17 protein-coding genes and 1 pseudogene are annotated in these 18,409 nt (G+C 61.3%); 11 read left to right on the top strand and 7 right to left on the bottom strand.

Features of this window, described 5'->3' with window-relative positions; all coding sequences use genetic code 11:
* Positions 1–574 precede the first annotated feature (574 nt).
* Positions 575–1,804, top strand: a complete 1,230-nt coding sequence (locus J3L12_RS10195) for a PEGA domain-containing protein (protein WP_208014947.1) — start codon at positions 575–577, stop codon at positions 1,802–1,804.
* A gap of 203 nt (positions 1,805–2,007) precedes the next feature.
* Here J3L12_RS10195 and J3L12_RS10190 read toward each other — a convergent pair whose 3' ends face one another.
* Positions 2,008–3,162: a class I SAM-dependent rRNA methyltransferase gene (locus J3L12_RS10190; RefSeq protein ID WP_208014946.1), complete on the bottom strand. Its 1,155-nt coding sequence runs from the start codon at positions 3,160–3,162 to the stop codon at positions 2,008–2,010.
* Between the two features lie 291 nt (positions 3,163–3,453).
* On the opposite strand from J3L12_RS10190, the gene J3L12_RS10185 reads away from it, so the two are divergent.
* The 9 genes and pseudogenes from J3L12_RS10185 (at position 3,454) to J3L12_RS10145 (ending at position 12,162) form a co-directional block, all read left to right on the top strand.
* Positions 3,454–3,768 carry a V-type ATPase subunit subunit G family protein gene (locus J3L12_RS10185; protein ID WP_208014945.1) on the top strand — a complete coding sequence of 105 codons (315 nt, stop codon included), beginning with the start codon at positions 3,454–3,456 and terminating at the stop codon, positions 3,766–3,768.
* Positions 3,769–3,776: 8 nt separating this feature from the next.
* On the top strand, positions 3,777–5,762 hold the full coding sequence (locus J3L12_RS10180) for a V-type ATPase 116kDa subunit family protein (RefSeq protein WP_208014944.1): 1,986 nt from the start codon (positions 3,777–3,779) through the stop codon (positions 5,760–5,762).
* Between the two features lie 102 nt (positions 5,763–5,864).
* On the top strand, positions 5,865–6,161 hold the full coding sequence (locus J3L12_RS10175; protein WP_119342069.1) for a F0F1 ATP synthase subunit C: 297 nt from the start codon (positions 5,865–5,867) through the stop codon (positions 6,159–6,161).
* A gap of 68 nt (positions 6,162–6,229) precedes the next feature.
* A complete protein-coding gene (locus J3L12_RS10170) occupies positions 6,230–6,796 on the top strand; it encodes a V-type ATP synthase subunit E (RefSeq protein WP_208014943.1) in 567 nt (188 codons plus the stop codon).
* Between the two features lie 2 nt (positions 6,797–6,798).
* A complete protein-coding gene (locus J3L12_RS10165) occupies positions 6,799–7,776 on the top strand; it encodes a V-type ATPase subunit (RefSeq protein WP_208014942.1) in 978 nt (325 codons plus the stop codon).
* A gap of 2 nt (positions 7,777–7,778) precedes the next feature.
* Positions 7,779–8,092, top strand: a pseudogene (locus J3L12_RS10160) (V-type ATP synthase subunit F).
* 86 nt (positions 8,093–8,178) lie between these two features.
* On the top strand, positions 8,179–9,915 hold the full coding sequence (locus J3L12_RS10155; protein ID WP_208014941.1) for a V-type ATP synthase subunit A: 1,737 nt from the start codon (positions 8,179–8,181) through the stop codon (positions 9,913–9,915).
* Between the two features lie 92 nt (positions 9,916–10,007).
* The gene (locus J3L12_RS10150; RefSeq protein ID WP_208014940.1) at positions 10,008–11,408 is read left to right on the top strand and encodes a V-type ATP synthase subunit B; all 1,401 of its coding nucleotides are present in this window, start codon (positions 10,008–10,010) and stop codon (positions 11,406–11,408) included.
* Between the two features lie 88 nt (positions 11,409–11,496).
* The gene (locus J3L12_RS10145; protein ID WP_208014939.1) at positions 11,497–12,162 is read left to right on the top strand and encodes a V-type ATP synthase subunit D; all 666 of its coding nucleotides are present in this window, start codon (positions 11,497–11,499) and stop codon (positions 12,160–12,162) included.
* A gap of 577 nt (positions 12,163–12,739) precedes the next feature.
* Here the strand turns inward: J3L12_RS10145 and J3L12_RS10140 are convergent.
* Positions 12,740–13,831, bottom strand: a complete 1,092-nt coding sequence (locus tag J3L12_RS10140) for a hypothetical protein (protein WP_243455133.1) — start codon at positions 13,829–13,831, stop codon at positions 12,740–12,742.
* A 333-nt stretch (positions 13,832–14,164) separates the two neighbouring features.
* Between J3L12_RS10140 and J3L12_RS10135 the strand changes: the two genes are divergently transcribed.
* Positions 14,165–14,518 (top strand): hypothetical protein, encoded by a 354-nt coding sequence (locus J3L12_RS10135; RefSeq protein ID WP_208014938.1) that lies wholly within the window; start codon positions 14,165–14,167, stop codon positions 14,516–14,518.
* Here the strand turns inward: J3L12_RS10135 and J3L12_RS10130 are convergent.
* From J3L12_RS10130 to J3L12_RS10110, 5 genes are all read right to left on the bottom strand, one after another.
* Positions 14,482–15,249: a nitrilase-related carbon-nitrogen hydrolase gene (locus J3L12_RS10130; protein WP_208014937.1), complete on the bottom strand. Its 768-nt coding sequence runs from the start codon at positions 15,247–15,249 to the stop codon at positions 14,482–14,484. The two genes, J3L12_RS10135 and J3L12_RS10130, sit on opposite strands and share 37 nt — an antisense overlap.
* Positions 15,246–15,587 carry a hypothetical protein gene (locus J3L12_RS10125; RefSeq protein WP_208014936.1) on the bottom strand — a complete coding sequence of 114 codons (342 nt, stop codon included), beginning with the start codon at positions 15,585–15,587 and terminating at the stop codon, positions 15,246–15,248. The genes J3L12_RS10130 and J3L12_RS10125 overlap by 4 nt, the downstream gene beginning before the upstream one ends.
* A gap of 25 nt (positions 15,588–15,612) precedes the next feature.
* Complete coding sequence (locus J3L12_RS10120) at positions 15,613–15,924, bottom strand: hypothetical protein (protein ID WP_208014935.1); 312 nt, start codon at positions 15,922–15,924, stop codon at positions 15,613–15,615.
* Positions 15,925–15,963: 39 nt separating this feature from the next.
* Positions 15,964–17,268 carry a threonine synthase gene (gene thrC / locus J3L12_RS10115; protein ID WP_208014934.1) on the bottom strand — a complete coding sequence of 435 codons (1,305 nt, stop codon included), beginning with the start codon at positions 17,266–17,268 and terminating at the stop codon, positions 15,964–15,966.
* A 117-nt stretch (positions 17,269–17,385) separates the two neighbouring features.
* Complete coding sequence (locus J3L12_RS10110) at positions 17,386–18,402, bottom strand: homoserine dehydrogenase (RefSeq protein ID WP_208014933.1); 1,017 nt, start codon at positions 18,400–18,402, stop codon at positions 17,386–17,388.
* Between the last annotated feature and the right edge of the window lie 7 nt (positions 18,403–18,409).

Raw genomic sequence — 18,409 nt, 5'->3', positions numbered from 1 at the left:
TAAACGCTACCAACCCCGTTCCCCGGCCATGGCTGCCCATCTCACTGACCGCATTTGGTCTATCTCTGACATCCTTCGCCATCAGGTCTTTCCATCCAGCCACCGGTGATAATCTCAAATGACTACCCCATGTCGAGTCCTTGCTTATAATTGCCCGCAAGCTCCTTCGCATCACCTTTTTCATCCTCAAGAACAACCTCCCCTACGACCCCAAACTGGCTTTTCCTGAGTTTTATCTCACCCCATCAACCGCTCCTACTTCCCCTGCCACTTGACTTTTTCCTCTAACTGGCATTGGGAGGAGGCCGAAGGCCGACGAAGCAATCCAGAGGAAGCCTGCCAAATCATCGACTGGGCCGGGTGAGCTGGATTGCTTCGCATCCTGCGGATGCTCGCAATGACCACAAGCCTTTCAAGATGCTCACGAGCGTGTACAGACATCCATACAACTGTGCAATAGAGGCCCGTCAGAGTCTGGCTAAAGACATGCTCAAGGCCAAGGTTAACCTTGGCTGAATAGCTTCTCACGCCTGCCAGACGGTGTATCCTACCCTGGGGGTGGAGGAGGCCATACATGAAGCGAATCTTCTCAACGGCACTTGGATTTCTACTAGCCGGCTCCGCGCTGGCCGCGCCCGAACTGAGCCCCCAGGGCATCATCGTCAACCCAGTTCCCACCGACTTGCAGGTGCGGGTCTGGGTCAACAAAGACCCCGCCAAAACCGGCAACCCGGTCTATCAGATTGGTGAGCGCATCCAAGTTTCGGTGCAGGTCAACCAGGAGGCCTATGTTTACATCTTCAGTGTCAAGTCTACGGGCGAGATCGGCCTGATTCTGCCCAACGCCTTCGACCAGAACAACCTGCTGCGGGCCGGCGAGACCCGGACCTTCCCCCCGGCGACCGGGGCCCGGTACAGCCTGGATGTCGCAGGCCCCGAGGGCCAAGACCGGGTGCTGGCCGTGGCCAGCCGCCAGCCGCTTTCGCTGGCGCAGATTGCCAACATCCAGACCGGGCAGGTCAACGTGCAAGGGGCCGATAACCTGGCCAGGGCCCTCTCCATTGTGGTCACGCCGCTGCCCGAGCGCGACTGGGTGAGCAACGTGGCCTTTTTCATCGTGGGGCGGGCCGCGGTGACGCCGGTGCAGCCGGTACAGCCCGCAACGGGAACCCTGAGCGTGAACTCCAACCCTTCCGGGGCTCAGGTGCTGGTAGAAGGCCGGGTGGTGGGCAGTACCCCGCTCAACCTGGTGCTGCGGCCTGGTCGGGTAGACCTCGAGCTGCGTCTGGGAGGCTACCAGGTCTTCCGCACCTCAGCGCAGATTCGGCCTGGCGAGACCACGGTCATCAATGCTGATCTGACGCCGGTGGTACAGAATGGCCTGCTACAAATCAACTCCAACCCCCAAGGGGCGCAGGTGCTGGTGAATGGCCGGGTGGTGGGCAACACCCCCCTCAACCTGACCGTGCAGCCGGGCCGCTACGATATTGAACTGCGCCTGGGGGGCTACCAGGGGTTCCGTACCTCGGTGGTGGTGGGCAACGGCCAGACCGTGCCGGTGAACGTGAACCTGCAAGCCCTGCGGGGTGCCCTCGAGGTCTTCACCAACGTGGAAGCCCGCATCTTCCTGGATGGGCGCGAGGTAGGCCAGACCCGGGGCGGTTTCCTGCGGCTCGAGGATGTAGAACCGGGCAACGTGCAACTGGTAGCCCTGGCCCCTGGTTTCCGGGCCGAAGTTCGCGACGTGCGAGCCGAGCCGGGACGGGTACTGCAAATCCGCCTGAACCTGAACCGCGCCCGGTAAAACTTTTAGCAATCCGACAAAAGGCGGGGTGGCCAAGCGCCACCTCGTCTATTTTTTGGCCTCCTGCTGGTCATTCAGATTCTGGTCGCGTTTCCCACCAATACGACGAACATGGTGCGTCAGTACGGCCAAAACCGCCGTACCGACTATTCGAGGGAACCGCTCTGACTTGGGATGTGAGACCTGCGACATGCGACGAGTTTTTACATAACCTCCAGCAGAGCAAACTTCAGATAGTGCGTTTCCGGCACATTGAGCAGCACCGGATGATCCCAGCCCTGGCCGCGCTTTTCCAGAACCCGCACGGTGCGGTGGGCATCGGCGGCGGCCTCGGCGAGCATCTGGTAGAAGAGCGGTTCGCTCAGGTGGTGGCTGCACGAGGCGGTGGCCAGGATGCCGCCGCCGAGCAGGAGCTTCATGGCCCGCAGATTGATCTCTTTGTAAGCTGCGTAGGCCCGCTCCACATCACGTTTGCCCTTGGCAAAGGCTGGCGGATCCAGCACAATCAGGTCATACCGACTGCCGCGTTTTTCTGCCTCCCGCAAGAACTCAAAAGCGTTGGCCTCCTGGGGGATGATGTTGGTAAAGCCGTTGGCCTGGGCGTTCTGAAGGGCCCTTTGCAGGGCAGCAGCCGAGCTATCTACCGCAATGACCCGTTCAAAACCCTGGGCCAGGTGCAGGGCAAACGAACCGTGGTAGCTGAACACGTCCAGGGCGGTTTGGCCTCTGAAGGTTTGGAGGCGGATGCGGTTGTCGCGCTGGTCTATGAAGGCCCCGGTCTTCTGGCCTTCCTGGAGGTCTACGCGGTACTGCACAGAACCCTCCCGCACCATCACGGCATCGGGTACCTGGCCCCGCAGAGGCTTGACGTGCAGGGGCAGCCCCTCCAGGCTGCGGGACTTCTGGTCGTTTTTGGCCAGCAGGCTTTGCAGAGGAATCTCGGCCTGAATAACCTCTACCAGGGCTTCGGTGAGCGGCTCGAGGGCAGCCGACCCCACCTGCAAGACCCCGTGTCCGGCGTAGTAGTCGAGTATCAGGGCGGGTAGCAGGTCGCCCTCGGCATGCACGAGCCGATACGCCCCGCCGGGTTCCTGGGCAATGGCGGGTTTGCGTCGCTCCAGCGCTTTGCGGAGGTTCTCGAGCAGCACCTCCTGGGGAGGGCCGGCATCGCCAAAGCTAAATACCCGCACCGTTATCTCGGAGGCGGGGTTGTACAGGGCCAGCCCCAGTACCCCTTTGTTAGATTGAACTGGGTATAAGCCAGGCCGCTCTGGCCCCTCTACTACATCGCTCTTGTAAACCCAGGGATGTCGGGCTAGCAACCGGGCCGCACCCCTGGGGGAGACACGAACCTTCACCCTGTGAGTCTAACACCCCGCCGACCGGGCTCAACTTCGGGTGCTCACCCCAATCAAAAATGAAATCATTCCAGGGTGTTGGGTTATGACAACCTGCCGATACTTTGGGGAAGGCCCTAAATGTGTGGTTGCCAGCTAAAAGCGGCCCTGAACGTTTATTGTATGCTATTGCGCGTTGACACGAGTCCTGAGAAATCGCTATGATTCTTGGGGTTCGTCTTTGAGCAAGTTTTCACTTGCTCGCTTTCTCGATGTGCAAGAGCCTCACAAGCGGAAAGGAAAGGAGGGGACGTGGCTGGATCAGGACTAATTAAGAGCCTAGCGGAGCGTGAGCAAGCCCTGGCAAGGCAGCTTGAAGACGCCAAACAGGCTGCCCAGGCCAAGATCCGGGAGGCCGAGGCCAAGGCTTCTCAGATTTTGGCCGAAGCAGAGCAGGCTGCGCGGGACTTGGAAACGCAGTATCGAGCCCGCACCGCCGAGGCAGTGGCTCGAATTGAAAGTGAAGCCAAGGCCAAGGCCGAGGCCGAGGCCAGGGCCATCAGCGAAGCAGCAACAACCAAGGTGGCTGGAGCGGTTCAGGCAGTGCTGGGGGAGGTATTGCCTTGATTGCTCCGATGGAAAAACTGATCGTGGCCGGCCCCAAGCGGCTGGCCCGGGAGCTATTGAGCGAGCTGCAAAAGGCGGGGGTTGTGCATATTGACCCCCTACGACCCGATGAGCTGAGTGAGTACCGGCTTTCTTCCAGCGAGGAAGCCGAGCTCAAGCGCTGGGAAATGGTGGTCTCGCAGGCCGAGCAGTCGCTCGCGGTGGTGGGTCTGTCTGCAACTGCGGGCGATAAGCAGTTTGGAGGTTCCCTGGACGAGGCCGAAGCTACCATCCGCCCTATTGTCGGTCGGGCTGAGGTGCTGGGCAAGGAGCGGGCGGCCCTTGAAGAAGAGATCCAGACCATCGAGCTTTTTGGCAAAGCTGCCGACAAGCTAGCAGCTTTGGCCCAGGGACTGGATCAGAGTCCGTGGCTGGCGGTGATTCCTTTTCTGGTCTCCAAGCCAGAGGAGCTGGAGGGTGTGCGTACCGCTTTGCAACAAGCCATGGCAGATCGCTTCATCCTGGATGCCGATGCCCTGGACAATCAGATGGCGGCAGTGGTGGTGGTAAAGCGAAGCGAACTCGAGACCGCCCGCTCGACCCTTTCGCGCCTGGGGCTGGCCGAGCTGCGCTTTCCTGGGGTTTATGGCACCCTGCCGCTCTCCCAGGCCGCTGCCCGCATGAAGGAGCGGGCCAAGCTGGCCCCCGAGGAACTCTTGGGTATCCGCGAGGAGATCGGCAAGCTTAAGGGGGAGTCCAAAGAAACGCTTACCCTGCTGTGGACCAGGGCCAAAGACGAGGTAGCCCGCTACAAGGCCACCGGTGACCTGGCCGCAGGTCAGTATGGGATGGCCTTGATGGGCTGGGTGCCTCAAAAGGCAAAAGGGCGGGTTGAGGAGTCGCTGGGCCGCTTGCGCGACCAGATTGTGTTTACCTTTGAACCTGTGGACGAGCACCACGAAGGACATCAGGTTCCGGTCACGCTGGAAAACCCTGCCTGGGCAAAGCCGTTCGAGCTTTTGCACAGCTTTCTCAACACCCCTCGCTACGGAACCTATGACCCCACTTTGATGATCGCTGCCTTCTTCCCCTTCTTCTTTGGCATGGTGGTGGGCGATATCGGGATTGCGCTGCTATTTGGCTTGCTAGCCTACTGGCTGGGCTCACTGGCCAAGGCCCGCAAGAACCTGGTCATCGGCTTCCTGGGAGCCAACTTTGGCTCCGATGTGGTGGGGAGCCTATCCAGGGTGCTGTGGTGGATGACTGGATGGGCAGTGGTCTGGGGTTTTATCTACGGAGAAGCCTTTGGCACCTTCTTGGAGAAGCTCAAAATTTTGCCTGGGGGCGGCACCATCTTCTACGACCCCAACCACGGGGGCCAGGGTCTGATCCCCATGACCATCAACCGCCTCGACTTCGAACAAACTGCGACCTTTCTGATGCTGGCCAGTATTGCCTTTGGGGTCATCCAGGTGCTTTATGCCTTCATCATTCGGATGCAGCAGGGCCTCAAGCACGGCCACATGAGCCACTTTTGGGAAGGGTTGGGGTATTTGGCTGGCTGTGTGGGTCTTATTGCTTTTGCCTACAGCTACCTCACCCAGTCTAACAGTGGTTTGCTAACCGCAATTCTGGTGGTGGGCTTGCTGGTTTTCGTGATCAGCGCCTTGCTGGCCAAGATGCCACTTATGATTGCAGAGCTACCTTCAAAAGGGGGGCAAATCCTCAGTTACATCCGTATTTATGCGGTGGGGGTGGCCGGGGCGTTGCTGGCCAGTCTGGCCAACCAGGTAGGCTTCGGTTTGGCCGAGCGACTTGGCGTGGTAGGGGGTATTCTTGGCTTTGTGGTGGGTGTGGTGATTCTTTTGGCGGTTATCATCATTACTACCCTGGGCCACGTCCTGCAGCCTATCCGCTTGCTCTGGATTGAGTTCGGCACCAACTTCGGTTTTTACGATGATAGCGGTCGTCCTTACCGTCCCTTCAAGTCGGTTCGGGGCGAGGGGCGGAGCTGAAGCGGGCGTACAGATAAGGAGGTACGCCATTTGACGTTGATCCACAAAGTGTCGGACGAGATCCGGCAGGTTGGAACCAAAAGAAGGAAAAGGAGAATGCACATGAAGATTGCTAAAGCTGCTAAGTTGGTTTCGGTTTTCGTCTTTGCGCTACTGGTTACGATCGCTTTCGCCGCTGAAGGCGAGGCGGCAGCGGGCGCGAACTATGCGGCCATTGGCAAGGGTCTGGCGATTGGCCTGGGGATTCTTGGCACCGGTGTAGCTCAGTCGGCCATCGGTGCGGCAGCCCTGGGGGCTGTGGTGGAAGATCGCCGCAACTTTGGTACGGCCCTGCTGTTCTTCCTGCTGCCCGAGACGCTGGCCATCTTCGGTCTGGCCTTCTCGTTCCTCATCAACTAAGGTCAATGGCTGATAGCCCATAGCACTTTGGCTCTGCCATCGGCTATCAGCAGTGAGAGAGGAGCGTAATGTCCAAGCTTGAAGATATTTTGCAAAACGAGGTGGCGGCTGAAATCGGCGCCATTGCCGCAGAGGCGGAGGCTAGGGCCAGAACCATTTTGGCCTCGGCTCAACAGAAAGCCGAGGCCCTCAAATCGGCCAGAGAGCGCCAACTCGAGGCCGAGTACCAGGCTGCCTTGCGTCGGGCCGAGAGCGCTGCCGACCTAACAGTTAATCAGGCCCGCATTGCCGCCCGGGGGAAAGTGGTAGACCAGGTCAAGGCAGAAGCGATTCGGTCTTTGCTAGACCTGACCGGTCGGCCCGAGTTCGGCCAGACCTTACAAAAGCTAGCCGAGGAAGCCCTGGCCGAGGTGGGTCAGGCTGAGGCCCTGGTGCTGCACCCCAACCACGCCTCCCTGCTGGCCGACTGGGCCAAAAGCAGAGGTTTGGAACTCAGAACCGACCCGGCCATTCGAGACGGAGTGCGCCTGGTGGCCAAGGGCGGCAGATCTTTCGTGCAGAACGCCCTGAGTGAGCGCCTCGAGCGGGCCTGGGATGCTTTGTCGGCCAAAGCCGCTAAAGCCATCTGGGGGTAGGTATGGCGGGTAGCGGCTTCGCTTACCTCAACGCACGCCTGCGAGCCCGGCGCAACCAGGTGGTTCCTGAGGCGTTTTTTCAGCAAGCCTTGGGGCAGTCGTTCCCCGATTTTGTACGTTCGTTGAACGACACCGTCTATGGCCCGGATCTGGTGGGTGATTCCCTGGCCGATGTAGATCGGGCTGTGACCAACCACATGCAGCGCATGGTCGGTGACTTGCCGGGTTTGGTGAGTGGCAACATGCGAGAGGCGGTTAGCCTGTTGTTGCTTCAATCAGACCTGATCAACCTCAAAACCATCTTGCGCGGCAGGGCGGCGGGGCAGTCTGCCGAAGAGATCAAGGGCAAGTTGGGGAGCGGTACGTTGTCCGAAGCATTGATCAACGCCCTGTTGCAGGCGCCAGATGCGGCCAGCATGGCCCAGGTGCTGCAACTTCCTACCCACCCACTGGCCAAGGCTTTGCGGAATGCGGCAACTGGCAACCCCGACCCGTTGGCGCTGGAGGTGGCCCTGGATCGTGATTTTTATGCCCACAGCCTGGAAAAGGCTCGCCGTTTGCGGGAGCCTGCGCTGGCCTCGTACTTTGCTTTGCAAGTAGATGCCCTTAATCTCGCCACTGCGTTCAAGCTGCACGCGCTGGGCGTTAGTGGAACCGAAGGCTACTTTGTGCCGGGGGGCAGCTATGTTAGCGCCGTTCTGTTCAACCGCGTGGCCGGTGGAGACTTTGGGGCGATGGAAGCCTTGAACGGCACCCCTCTGGCAGCCGCCTCGAGTGCGCGCACGCTGGGTGACCTCGAGCGGGCTTTGCGGCGAGTTCTGCTTGAAAAAGCAGCCCAGGGGGGCAAGGATACCCTGGGCGCTGGCCTGGCCCTGGACTACATCCGACGTAAGGAGTGGGAGGGGGCGCGGATCCGCCTGCTGGCCCGGCGCGCCTACTTCAACCTGCCCGCCGATGCTGTGGCGAAGGAGGTTGCGTGAAAATTGGAGTTCTGACCGATGCCGAAACCGCCTCCGGCTACCGCATTGCGGGCCTCGAGGCGGTCACGGCCACGCCCGACGAGGCCGTTCAGAAGCTCGTCGAGATGATCCAGTCCAACCAGTATGCCCTGGTAGCGGTGGATCAGAACCTGCTTGCAGACCCCAACAAGGCCACCGAGCGGGTCATGCGCGGGCGCACTGCCCCGGTACTGCTCTCGTTGCCCAATCTGCTCGAGAGCTTTAGTGGGGGGGCGACGCCAAGGCCTATATGCGCCGGCTGGTGCGGGAGACCATTGGGTTTGACATCAAACTATAGGCCCATAGCGGATGGCTGATTGCCAAAAGCAAAACAACCAATCGCTTTTTTGCGGCTAGCCATCTGCATCCGACGAAGGAGGATACGTGGGAACCATCAAAAAAATCGCGGGGCCGGCAGTAATTGCCGAGAACCTGCAAGGCGCCAAGATGTACGACATCGTGCGCGTCGGTCACGAAAAATTGGTCGGAGAGATTATTCGCCTTGATGGCGAGACCTGCTTCATTCAGGTGTACGAGGACACCAACGGCTTGAAGGTGGGTGAACCCGTAGTGACTACCGGGCTGCCGCTGGCCCTGGAACTGGGGCCCGGCCTCCTGAATGGTATCTTCGACGGGATTTTGCGCCCCCTGGACAAGATCCAGGCGGCTTCAGGCATCTTCATCAGCCGGGGTATCGAGGTCTCGTCGCTGGATCGCACCAAGAAGTGGGACTTTACCCCCACCAAGCAGGTAGGCGACGAGGTCAAGGGCGGCGATATTCTGGGCACCGTGCCCGAATTTAGCTTCACCCACAAGATTCTGGTGCCACCCGATAAGAAAGGGAAAATTAAGCGTATCGTGGGCGCTGGGCAGTACACCATTGACGACATCATCGCCGAGCTCGAGGACGGCACCCAGCTCCGCATGGCCCACTACTGGCCGGTGCGCAAGCCCCGTCCTTTCCAGAAAAAGCTTGATCCCAACCAGCCCTTCCTGACCGGGATGCGTATTCTGGACGTACTGTTCCCACTGGCTGCGGGCGGCACGGCGGCCATTCCGGGTCCCTTCGGTTCGGGCAAGACCGTCACCCAGCAGTCCATTGCCAAATTCGGCGATGCCAACATCGTGGTCTACGTGGGCTGCGGCGAGCGCGGCAACGAGATGACCGACGTGCTGGTGGAGTTCCCGGAGCTCGAGGATCCCCAGACCGGCCGACCCCTGATGGAGCGTACCATCCTGGTAGCCAACACCTCCAACATGCCCGTGGCGGCCCGCGAAGCCTCGCTCTATACCGGCATCACCCTGGCCGAGTACTTCCGCGACCAGGGCTACAAGGTCTCGCTGATGGCCGACTCCACCAGCCGCTGGGCCGAGGCGCTGCGCGAGATTGCCTCGCGCCTGGAGGAGATGCCTGCCGAAGAAGGCTATCCGCCCTACCTTTCCTCGCGTCTGTCCAGCTTCTACGAGCGGGCCGGTAAGGTGGTCACGCTGGCCGGGGAGCAGGGGGCGGTCTCGGTGATTGGGGCGGTGTCGCCCGCCGGTGGCGACTTCTCCGAGCCGGTCACCCAGTCCACCCTGCGTATTACGGGCGGCTTCTGGGCCCTGGATGCTCAGCTGGCCCGCGCCCGGCACTTCCCCGCCATCAACTGGGCGCGCTCGTACTCGCTGTTCCTGAACATTTTGGAGCCCTGGTACCGCGAAAACGTGGCCCCCGACTACCCCGAGGTGCGTACCCAGATTATTACCCTGCTGCAGCGCGAAGCCGAACTGCAACAGGTGGTGCAACTGGTAGGCCCCGATGCCCTGCAAGATGCGGAGCGCCTTAGCCTCGAGATTGGTCGGATTGCCCGTGAGGACTTCCTGCAACAAAACGGCTACGACCCCGTAGACGCAAGCTGCTCAATGGCCAAGGCCTACGGCATCATGCAGATGATTATTGCGGCCTACAAGCAAGGGGAGTACGCCCTTTCCAAGGGTGCGACCATTACCGACTTCCTGACCGACCCCGTCATCGAGAAAATCGGGCGGGCCCGCTACGTCCCCGAGGCCGAGTTCCCCGCCTACAAGGCCGAGTTCGACCAGATGATCAAGACCGCGTTCCTGGGGGCGGTCAAGGCGTAAAGGATGTCGAAAGTCGAAAGTCGCAAGTCGCAAGTCGAAAAGACCTGAGACCTGAGACTAAAGACCGGAGACACCTCCAACGGAGGTGAGAAATGCTCAAGAAAGAATACAACGCCGTAACTTACGTCTCGGGCCCGCTCCTGTTCCTGGAAGGGGCCTCTGACCTGGCCTATGGCGCCATTGTAAACATTGACGATGGTACCGGTCGCATCCGGGGCGGCCAGGTGATTGAAGTATCCGACCAGTACACCGTGCTGCAGGTCTTCGAGGAAACCTCGGGGCTGAACCTCGATAAGACCACCGTTTCGCTGGTGGAGGACGTGGCCCGCCTGGGTGTTTCGAAGGAAATGGTGGGGCGGGTCTTCAACGGAATTGGCAAGCCCATTGACGGCCTGCCCCCGGTGGTGGCCGACAAGCGCCTGCCCATCAACGGCGCGCCCATCAACCCGGTGGCCCGCGAGAAGCCCGAGGAGTTCATCCAGACCGGGGTAAGCGCCATTGACGTGAACATGACCCTGGTGCGCGGCCAGAAGCTGCCCATCTTCTCGGGGTCGGGTCTGCCGCACAACGAGCTGGCCGCCCAGATTGCCCGCCAGGCCAAGGTGCTGGGGGAGGGCGAGGGTTTCGCGGTGGTGTTTGCTGCGATGGGCATTACCCAGCGCGAGGTGAGTTACTTCATGCAGGAGTTCGAGCGCACCGGAGCCTTGAGCCGCTCGGTGCTCTTCTTGAACAAGGCCGACGACCCCACCGTGGAGCGCCTCTTGACCCCGCGCATGGCCCTTACCGCTGCCGAATACCTGGCCTTCGAGCACGACTACCACGTGCTGGTGATCCTGACCGACCTGACCAACTACTGCGAGGCCCTGCGCGAGATTGGTGGAGCCCGCGAGGAGATTCCAGGCCGCCGGGGCTACCCCGGTTACATGTACACCGACCTGGCCTCGCTCTACGAGCGCGCGGGCGTGGTGCACGGCAAGAAGGGCTCGGTGACCCAGATTCCCATCCTCTCCATGCCGGGCGACGACATCACCCACCCCATCCCCGACCTGACCGGCTACATCACCGAGGGCCAGATTTTCATTGCCCGCGACCTGGCTCAGCAAGGTATCTTCCCGCCCATCAACGTGCAGCCCTCGCTTTCGCGCCTCATGAACAACGGCATCGGCAAGGGCAAGACCCGCGCCGACCACAAGGAGCTGGCCGACCAGCTCTTCTCGAGCTACGCCCGTGGGGTGAACCTACGCCGTTTGGTGGCCATCACCGGTGAGGATGCCCTTACCGAGATGGACAAAAAGTACCTCCGTTTTGCCTCCAACTTTGAGCAGAAGTTTATCAATCAGGGCCAGAAGGAGCGCTCCATCGAGGAGAGCCTGAACATCGGCTGGGCCCTGCTGGCCGATTTCCCCGCCTCCGAGCTCAAGCGCATCCGGCGCGAGTACATTGAGCAGTACCACCAGAAGACGGGGAAACTAGAAGAGTTGGTGGGAGCGTGAGGAGCTGCTGATAGCCGATAGCTGATAGCCGCTGGCAAAGACTGCTATGAGCTATTAGCTATCAGCTATTGGCGCACCGGAGGTGCACATGGCTGAACAAGTCTCACCGACCCGTTCCACCTTGCTGGCCAAGCGTGACCAGAAACGGCTGGCCCTGCAGGGTGTAGACCTGCTCAAGAACAAGCGGGATGCGCTGATTGGCGAGTTTTTTGCCCTGGTGCAGGACTCCCTGAAGGCCCGCGAAGCTCTGAACAACGCGGCCAAGGACGCCTACTTCAGCTTACTGATTGCCAAGGCTTTCGATACCCCCGAGGCGGTAGAGTCGCTTTCCGGAACCCCCTTAGAGGTTCAGATGGAAATCGAGAGCCTGTATGGGGTGAAGGTGCCCAGGATTTCTGCACAGGATACGGGTGGCAGCCTGGCCTTTAGCCCCATTGGGGTGGGCGCCAAGACCCTCGAGGCCGCCACGGCGTTCCGTAAGCTGGGAGAGGCCATCATAGCTGTGGCCAACACCGAGAACCGCCTGCGGAAGATTGGCGAGGAAATTAAAAAGACCAACCGCCGGGTGAATGCGCTGGAGCAGATTTCCATTCCCGAGATCAACGAGCAGATCAAGTTTGTGACCGATACCCTCGACCAGCGGGCGCTGGAAGAAGTGACCACCCTCAAGCGCATCAAGGCCGCAATTCTGCGCCGTGAGGCGGAGGAAACCGGCGAAGTCTCGGCCCATATCGAGAAGGGTGCTGGGCTTTAGGAACCTGCTGTAATCCTGCAAATTCGGGGTGCTTGTGGCCCCGAGTTTTTTTGGCTCTTCACGGATGTGACGGCCCAATCCGGTGTCTACTGTTCTGTCCAGGACAAGGCTTCCTTGATGTTGGATGGCTCAAAATATGACTTTGTGTAGCCGAGCGGTTGTGGGCCCTGTCCAATACCCTCCCCGCCCTCCCTACGTGGTAGGGAGGGGGCCCAGAGGCCATCACACATGGAAAAAATGGAGGTGTATAGGTGTTTATGCGGCGGTGTACCCAGCCGTGGCCGTCCCTGAAAACGAAAATCGTCCGCGCCCGGCCTACGCTTGGGTTTCGAGTTACCTGGCGGCTACCATACTGTGCAGGACAAGATTTTCTTGAGGTTGGAGGGTTCAAAATTTATGACGAATGTTCTAAGCAATGTATGGGCAGCTTTCCCGTGGCGGTAAAAGTCTATCGTGAGCGCACCTACCACCCACGCTCGTCAGCCAGGGGTAGGGTCGGCGGGCCCGCCTGGGAAACGTCCAGCATGAGATATCGCCAGGTGTACCAATCAATCTCGGAGGTTGGTCGTGTACCGAACTACGGCCACTGCACATCCAGCACTGCGGGAATGGGTTCGAGGTCGGGCGGGAAGCTCCGGCCACTGCTGCGGGTGCGCCAGCCGTCCATCAGGGCGATGGCCTGGGGGTCGGTCAGCTCGTCCAGCTTCCACTCCCCGAACTCGCAGCGCACGCTCCCGTCAGGGTTCTCGAAGGCCCCGAAGTTGCGTCCGGCCAGCCGCCAGTAGCGTTTTTCCCAGGACCTGGGGAAGGGGCCGATCCCGTCGGCGTAGACGATGACCACCACCGTGTGCAGCCGGTTGGAGAGGCTGGGGATGAGCTTGCGCGGCGGCCTGCGCCCGTCGGTGAGGAACATGCCGTTGCCGAGATCGGTGTTGGCGATATAGCCGTCGGCCATCCCGTCGCTCCAGCTCCACTGGCGGGTAAAGCTGGCCAGGCCGGTCTGGGCGATGGGCTCCCAGAACCACTGGAAAGCCACTGCATGGGGGCTGAAAGCGTAGAGGCCCTTCTCCCGGAACACCCCCCGGTCGGCCTGGTAGCAGCCCAGGAAGGGCCGGATCACGGGACCGGTATTGGCGATGCCCGCACCCTCGGGGCTGCGGGGGTTGAGGGTCTGGCCGGGGGCCTCCCAGGGGAAGCGCTCCAGGATCTCGAAGCTCACCGGGCCCACCGGCAGCTCCAGCCGCCAGGGCTCCTCGTGGGTGTGCCAGCGGTAGCGGGTCTTCCAGATGAAGCGCCGCCCCCCGTAGCGCTTATCGGGGGTGGTGTCGATGCCGTACTGCACGATCACCCCCTCGTTGCCGTACATACTACTGGCGGGGATGTAGGCGGCCATGTAGGTGGGGGTGGAGTAGGGGTGAACCCCCCACCACTGGGCCCGGTGCTGGCCGTCCAGGCTCTCGATGTACTGGCTGACCTCGATGCCGTGGGCCTCGGGGCGGGTCCAGGCCACCACGTTGCCGTGGCTGTGCTCGTACCGGAAGACGGCCACCCCGTCCGCCGGGGGGGTCAGGACGGGCGGGGGCGGGGGTGGGGGTAGATTCTGGCGCTGGTCGCAGGCGGTGCTCAGAAGGGCTAGGGTTAGTAGAAGAAGCAGGCTCAGGTATCTCATGCACGGAATTTTAGCAAGTGATGGAGTGGCTTTGTCCTAGAATGCACATAGACTACCTGATACCAGCTTTACCGGGATAGGTTATCCTTGAGAGCTGTTTCTGAGCCCCCTCAGCCCAGGCGAGTCGCTTGCGCGATTCTGGTGGAAGCACTTGTAAAGCCCTAATCTGGGCGACATCCCCGGTGTAGGCAATCGGTTTTCCGTCACTGTTAGTGAACAACGCGGTTTGGATATTACTGCCTTCTCTCGCCAGGGGAGAAGGAAAGGGGTTCTGGCAGATTTGATACAAGGAATCTCTCCTACACTGTACTCAATGCCCTAGAATAAACCGCAATGCTTGATCTTTTCGTCGCGCTGGGTTTGTTTTTGTTGGCATTGACAGTTGTACGCCGCTTTGGCTGGGCCTGGGGAGCAGTGGGGGTCTGGCTCAATCTTTTGTGGTTCATCTACCAGAACGAGCTGGGGCAGGGGTGGCTTTTTTATTTGCGGGGGGTGGGGCTGGCCTTTTTGCTGGCGGCGGGCTTCCGGCAGTATGGGCTGGCCTGGGCTTTGTTGCCCTGGCCGTTGCTCTTGGCGGGGCGCTTTGAGATGCAGATGCTCTGGCCCTATTTTCCGGCCTGGGGCCAGGGCTTGATGCTGGGGGCTTTGGTTTACTTGCTGGTGGGGCTTTTCAAAAGGCCCGCGTAAAGCTCCGGGCGGCGCTGGGGAAACACCGGAAACTCCTGGCGCAGCCGGGCCGGGTAGCTGGGATCCAGCGCCACCACGCCCACTCCCTCGGCTTCCAGTCGCAGCATCTCCATACCCATGGGGTCTATGGCCAGGCTGGCCGCGCCAAAGGGGTCTTCGGCGTGGTTGACGGCAATCAGGTAAGCCTGGTTCTCGGCGGCTCGAGCCTTGCAGAAGAGCTCCCAGGCGTAGCTGCGGCTCATGGGCCAGGCCGAAGGAATCAGGAACAGGTTGACCCCTTGCAGGGCATAAGCGCGGAAGAGTTCGGGAAAGCGCAGGTCGAAGCAGATGGCAATGCCAGCCTGGAAGCCTTTTAGCTCGAGGTGCACCAGGTCTTGCCCAGGGGTCATGTGGGCGGGTTCGTTGAAAGCGGGGATCAGGTGGGTTTTGGTGTAGGTGGCCCGCAGGCCCTGGGGGCCAATCACCTGAGCCCGGTTGGCGTAGCGGTCCTGGTGGGGCTCGAGCACCCCCGCCACTACCGTGAGGCCGGTTTGTTGGCAGAACTGGGTGAGCAGAGATAGCACCCTGGGGGTTTTGTGCGCTTCCTCATAGCGGTAAACGCTGGGAAAAAGCTCGGGCAGCACCGCTACATCGGCGCCTTGCTGGTGGGCTTGCTTTAGCAGGGCCAGGGCCACCTCGAGGGTGGCCTCGGGGGTTTCGCGGGTGGCCAGGTGAACCAGGGCTACTTTCATGCTTTTTCTCCCAGACGGTAGGCCAGGTACGGCAGACCCAGGCCCAGGGCGCTACCCAGTAAAGCCGCCCCGAGCTGCCCCCCCACGCCCAGCACCAGCCCCGCAAGCTGCACGAGCACCAGGGCCGCCAGAACGTAGATGTAGAGCGGAATCGCAAAGGGCTTGCCGCTCCCGTACTGCACCAGCCCGGCCCCTACCAGGGTGGTCACCGAGAGCGTGGAGCCGAAGGGGCTGGGTTGTATGAAGAAGAACCAGATGAAGCCTGCAATGCCGGCGTAGATCAGGGTGCGGGCCAGCCGGTCGGGCGCCAGCGAGCGTCTCCAGAAGGTGCCGTGCATGGTCAGACCCTGCTATTAAGGCAACTCAGGTCTTGATAAAACGCCAGACCAGCAGGCTTGCGATGATAAGGCCCACGCCGCCCCAGGCCACCTGGGGCTCGCTGCCGGCAAAGCCGAGCAGGGCCGAGAATACCCCTGCACTCAAAAAGCCCAGCGCGTACTTGGGATTGACGGTAACGCCCAACAGCAGCGCAACCAGGAAGCCCGAAAGGGCGGGCGGCAACCCTGCGCCCACTGCCACTACCACCACCAGCAGGGCCAGGGTGATGACCAGACCAATGAAATAAGCGCCCGGAAAGGGTTCTTTATTGGGTTTTTCTTTTGCTTTCTCTGCCATGCTCTACCTTCCCATAGCTTACCGTTTTTTGGCAGGACACTACAGCAAATGCGACTTGAGAGCGGAGAGACTGGCGCCAATGGTCTCGACCTGGGTTGGACGGCTGTAAAGAATTTCCAGGGCCTCCTCTTTGAGGGGCTCTTGGCCCAGCGCCCTCGAGACCGCATCGGGAAACTTGGCCGGGTGCGCGCAGGCCAGGCTGATGAGGGGGGTGGGGTCGCCGGTTTCCTGCCGGTAGCGCGCCTGGGCTTCCAGGCCCACGGCGGTATGCGGGCAGGCGATGTAGCCGTAGGCTTCGTAGGTTTTTTTCATGCGCCCTAAGGTTGCTTCGTTCGAGACGGTGGTGCCCCATACCCAGCGGCGCAGTTTTTCTGCACCCAGAAGGGTGTACAGGCGCTCAAAGTTGCTGGGCGAGCCCACATCCATGGCGTTGGAAAGGGTGGCGATGGTGGGGTGGAACTGATAGGCCTCGGCTTTGCCCTGCAGGAAGTCGGGGAAGAAGTGGTTGTCGTTGTGGGCGGCAATAAACCGGTGCACAGGCTGGCCCATCAAAGCCGCCAGAACACCCCCCATCAGGTTGCCCAGGTTTCCGCTAGGCACACAAAAGTTGACCTCCTCTACAGGCTTCCTTTCCCTGGCGTGCAGTTGTCCAATGGCCCACAGGTAGTAGAGCGCTTGCGGCAGCAGCCGCCCGATGTTGATGGAGTTGGCGCTGCTCAGGGGTAGGTGAGCGAGCTCGGGGTCTACGAAGGCTTCCTTGACCATGCGCTGGCAGTCGTCGAAGGTGCCCTCCACGGCAAAACTGCGCACGCCGGGGCGCTGGGTAATGAGCTGGCGTTCCTGCACATCGCTCACTTTGCCCTTGGGGTAAAGCAGCACCACCTCGATGTTGCCCTGGCCTGCGAAGCCATCGGCCACGGCGCTGCCGGTATCGCCGGAGGTGGCCACCAGGATGATGCGGCGCTCACCCCGCTTGCGCAGGAAGTACTGCATCAGGCGGGCCATGGTGCGGGCGCCAAAATCCTTGAAAGAAAGGGTGGGGCCGTGGAAGAGCTCGAGTACGTACAAATCGTCCGAGAGCTTGACCAGGGGGCAGGGGAAGTTCAGGGCATCGCGGACGATGGGCTCGAGGTCGGCCAGCGGTATTTCATCCTTCAGCCATTCCCACAGAACGGCGACGCCCACTTCGGCAATGGCGTTTGCCCGCTGCCACAGGTCTGGCTCGAGCCTGGGAATCCGGTCGGGTACGTACAGGCCGCCATCCGGGGCCAGCCCCTTGAGGAGGGCCTCCTCAAACCGCACCAGGCTTTTGTGGGGGTCGCGGGTGCTGTAGTAGTGAATCATAGAGCAGAACTCATCATAAGGGGTGCGTCGAAGGTCTCAGGGCCGGTGGGTTCTGGCGCTTTTAACCTTCGGCTTTGGGCTTTCGGCTATACAAACTCCCCGCTCACCAGGCTTTTTTCAAACCTCCTCGAGTTTCTCCACTTCCAGTGCGGGAACCGGCGCTGCCGCAGGAATGGGCAGGTGCCCCGGCGTACCCAGCAAGGCCCGGTACAAATCGCCCAGAACCGCACTCGCCGTCACCCCCCCACCGGCTCCGGCGCCCGCAAACACCAGCTGCCCCACCGGGTCGCCCCGGTACACCATGGCGTTGCGCCCGCTGCCCAGGGTGACCAGCGGGTGCGACTCGGGCAGGCGCACCGGACGCACCGCCGCCACCCACTCACCCTGTTCGGGGTAGAGGCTGGCCACCAGCTTGATGGCGTGGCCTTCTGCGCGGGCTTGCTGGAGCATCTGGGGGGTGAGATGCTGGATGCCTCGAGTGCGGCTCAGCACCTTGTCCCAACGCAGGCCGGGGTCTACCGTAAGCCGCCCCAGCACGGTAATTTTGTGGGCCGAGTCTATGCCGCCCACATCCAGGTTGGGGTCGGCTTCCAGGTAGCCGAGCCTTCCCGCCTCCTGGAAGGCTTCGTCGTAGGTGGCCCCTTCCTCCATGCGCCGGATCAGGTAGCTACAGGTGCCGTTCACGATGCCGTGCAGCTCCAGGGTCTGGTTGCCCCACAGGCTTTGCAGGGCTCCCAGGATGGGCGTCCCGGCCATTACGCTGGCTTCGTAGTAGAGGTTGCCTTCCTCGGCGTGGGGGCGCAACTCGTCCCAGCGTTCGGCCAGCAGGGCCTTGTTGGCCGTGACCACCGGAAGGCCCCGTTCCAGGGCCTGCAACACCAGGTCGCCGGCTACGGTGGTGCCGCCTGCTACCTCTACCAGCACGTCCACGTCGTCCAGAAAGCCTGCGGGGTTGTCGGTGAGCAGCCTGGTTGGAATGCCGGGCCGGCTTTTGCGGGGGTCGCGCACCAGGACTTTAGCCAGTTCGACCTCGAGCCCCAGCGCTTCAAAGCGAGCGTGATGCGAGGGCAGAAGTTCGGCGAAGGCGCTGCCTACCGTCCCGCCCCCCATCAGAGCGATACGCACGGTTTCCATAGGCGTA

This window comes from Meiothermus sp. CFH 77666 (assembly GCF_017497985.1).
GTDB lineage: Bacteria > Deinococcota > Deinococci > Deinococcales > Thermaceae > Meiothermus.
The sequence above is the reverse complement of the archived record's forward strand: the minus strand, read 5'-3'. Positions and strand labels throughout refer to the sequence as shown.

Excerpts from the sequence above, each read along its gene's own strand:
- J3L12_RS10175 (WP_119342069.1), top strand. The coding sequence starts at position 5,865 with ATGAAGATTGCTAAAGCTGCTAAGTTGGTTTCGGTTTTCGTCTTTGCG.
- J3L12_RS10135 (WP_208014938.1), top strand. The coding sequence starts at position 14,165 with ATGCTTGATCTTTTCGTCGCGCTGGGTTTGTTTTTGTTGGCATTGACA.
- J3L12_RS10120 (WP_208014935.1), bottom strand. The coding sequence starts at position 15,924 with ATGGCAGAGAAAGCAAAAGAAAAACCCAATAAAGAACCCTTTCCGGGC.
- J3L12_RS10165 (WP_208014942.1), top strand. The coding sequence starts at position 6,799 with ATGGCGGGTAGCGGCTTCGCTTACCTCAACGCACGCCTGCGAGCCCGG.
- J3L12_RS10130 (WP_208014937.1), bottom strand. The coding sequence starts at position 15,249 with ATGAAAGTAGCCCTGGTTCACCTGGCCACCCGCGAAACCCCCGAGGCC.
- J3L12_RS10180 (WP_208014944.1), top strand. The coding sequence starts at position 3,777 with ATGGAAAAACTGATCGTGGCCGGCCCCAAGCGGCTGGCCCGGGAGCTA.
- J3L12_RS10110 (WP_208014933.1), bottom strand. The coding sequence starts at position 18,402 with ATGGAAACCGTGCGTATCGCTCTGATGGGGGGCGGGACGGTAGGCAGC.
- thrC (WP_208014934.1), bottom strand. The coding sequence starts at position 17,268 with ATGATTCACTACTACAGCACCCGCGACCCCCACAAAAGCCTGGTGCGG.
- J3L12_RS10125 (WP_208014936.1), bottom strand. The coding sequence starts at position 15,587 with ATGCACGGCACCTTCTGGAGACGCTCGCTGGCGCCCGACCGGCTGGCC.
- J3L12_RS10140 (WP_243455133.1), bottom strand. The coding sequence starts at position 13,831 with ATGAGATACCTGAGCCTGCTTCTTCTACTAACCCTAGCCCTTCTGAGC.
- J3L12_RS10145 (WP_208014939.1), top strand. The coding sequence starts at position 11,497 with ATGGCTGAACAAGTCTCACCGACCCGTTCCACCTTGCTGGCCAAGCGT.
- J3L12_RS10195 (WP_208014947.1), top strand. The coding sequence starts at position 575 with ATGAAGCGAATCTTCTCAACGGCACTTGGATTTCTACTAGCCGGCTCC.
- J3L12_RS10170 (WP_208014943.1), top strand. The coding sequence starts at position 6,230 with ATGTCCAAGCTTGAAGATATTTTGCAAAACGAGGTGGCGGCTGAAATC.
- J3L12_RS10150 (WP_208014940.1), top strand. The coding sequence starts at position 10,008 with ATGCTCAAGAAAGAATACAACGCCGTAACTTACGTCTCGGGCCCGCTC.